This window comes from Nitrospira sp. BLG_2, assembly GCF_049222245.1.
This window is the reverse complement of sequence record NZ_JBLYIG010000727.1, coordinates 1-1,798: the sequence shown is the minus strand read 5'-3', so window position 1 is coordinate 1,798 and position 1,798 is coordinate 1. Positions and strand designations below refer to the sequence as shown.

Annotated in this window: 1 protein-coding gene; it reads right to left on the bottom strand. The window is 69.5% G+C overall.

All coding sequences use genetic code 11. The features are described from left to right. Positions 1 to 153 precede the first annotated feature (153 nt). The coding region (locus ACOSYY_RS19505; protein ID WP_421664610.1) for a Calx-beta domain-containing protein at positions 154 to 1,798 on the bottom strand (1,645 nt) is incomplete at its 5' end.

The following is a 1,798-nucleotide window of genomic DNA, read 5'->3' as shown; positions in this document are numbered from 1 at the left end:
TAGCTCGAAGCCGGCCTGGAACGGAGATCTGCTCCTCGCGGGTTTCGGGGGGGAACCTGCCCGAACGGCGGGGCCAGAAGAGAGGAGACGGGCTCGACCGGTCCAGATCTCGGTGGAAGCCCCTTCACCCGGACAGGGGCTTCCACCTCGGGACTAGAGATCGTTGTCGACGATGGTCACGGTGGCGGTCGCGTTCGGGCCCAGCTTGGCCGCGGTCGGGCTGGAGAGCGAGAGCTGGAACGTCTCGTTCGGCTCGTCGACCAGGTCGGCCACGATGTCGATCACGAGGTTGATGGACGCCACTCCTGCGGCGAAGGTCAGGGTGCCGGAAAGCGCCGCGGGGGGGAACGGGCTGTAGTCCGATCCCGCGGTGGCCGACACCTCCGTGATCTGATACGCGACCGTCGAGATCTGGGTGAGGGTGCCCGTCCGCTTCACGGCCACGGTGAGCTTGCCGGGAGCGGTGCCGGTGTTGGGCGGCTCGGAGATCGAGTAAGTCGCCAGGCTGAAGGCGATGGCGGGCTCGTTGTCGGCCAGGTTGACCACCGTGGTCGGAAGGGGGCCGATGAACCCGCCCCCCGTCACGGAGTTGATCTCGAGGCCGATGGTCTCCGCGGTCTCGCCCAGGAGATCGTTCACGATGTCGATGGTGAAGGTCTTGGTGGCCGCCTTCGCGGGGATGAGGACGGTGGCGGGCACGTTGTTGTAGTCGACGCCCCCGCCGGTGGCCGTGCCTCCCGTGACCCCGATGCCCACGGTGAGGGCGGCCGCGGTCGAACCCGTGCGCTTCAGGGTCAAGGTCACCTTGGCCGTGCCCTCGGTGACCGCGTAGCTGGCCAGGCTGAAGCTCACGAGCGGCTCGTCATCCGTGATGGAGAGGGTGGCGTTCGCGAGCGGGCCCACGGTGCAGCCGGGTGAGCACGAGGTGAGGCCCAGGTTGACGGTCTCCGTGGACTCGAGGGCCGCGTCCTGGAGGATGTCCACGGTGAAGGTCTTGGAGGCCGCCTTCGCCGGGAGGGCGACGCTCACGGGGACGTTGTTGTAGTCGCCTCCGACGCCCGCGGTGGCGGTGCCGCCGAGGTCGGCGATGCCGACGGTGAGGGCGGCCGCCAGGTTTCCCGTGCGCTTGACCGTGAAGGTGGCCTTCAGGCCCCCTTCGCTCGCGGTGATCGCGGTGGGGGTGAACTGGACCACCGGCTCCTTGTCGATGATGTTGAGGGACGCGTTGGCGGGTGCGCCCAGGCTGGCCCCGCCGGTGGGCGTGTCCAGGACGAGGTTCACGCTCTCGTACCCCTCCACCTCCGCATCAGGAAGCACGTCGACCGTGAAGGTCTTGGAGGCGATCCCGGCGTCGAAGGTGAGGGAGCCCGAGGCCCCGGTGTAGTCGCCGGGCGAGAGCGCGGTGTCGTCGGCGGTGGACCAGTGCACGGTCACCCCGCTGGCCAGGCCGCCCGTGCGCTTCACGGTGACCGTGGCCTTGGCGGGCAGCACGCCGGTGAGCGGCTCCGTCCCGCTGAAAGTGGCCGCGGAGAAGGCGAGGGCGCCCCCGAAATCGTTGTCCGTGATGTTGACGGTCACGGTGGTGTTGGTGCCCAGGATGCCCCCCGTCACCGTCCCCAGGGTGACGGTGAAGCTCTCCGGTCCTTCGACCAGGGTGTCGGTCTTGAGCATCACGGTGATCGCCTTGCTCGTCGCCCCCGCGGGGATGACGAGGCTGCTCGACGCGGCCGTGTAGTCGGCCGGGTTGCTCCCGACCGGCGCCGCCGTCGCCGTGCCGTCGGCGGTCGCAGACTGCACC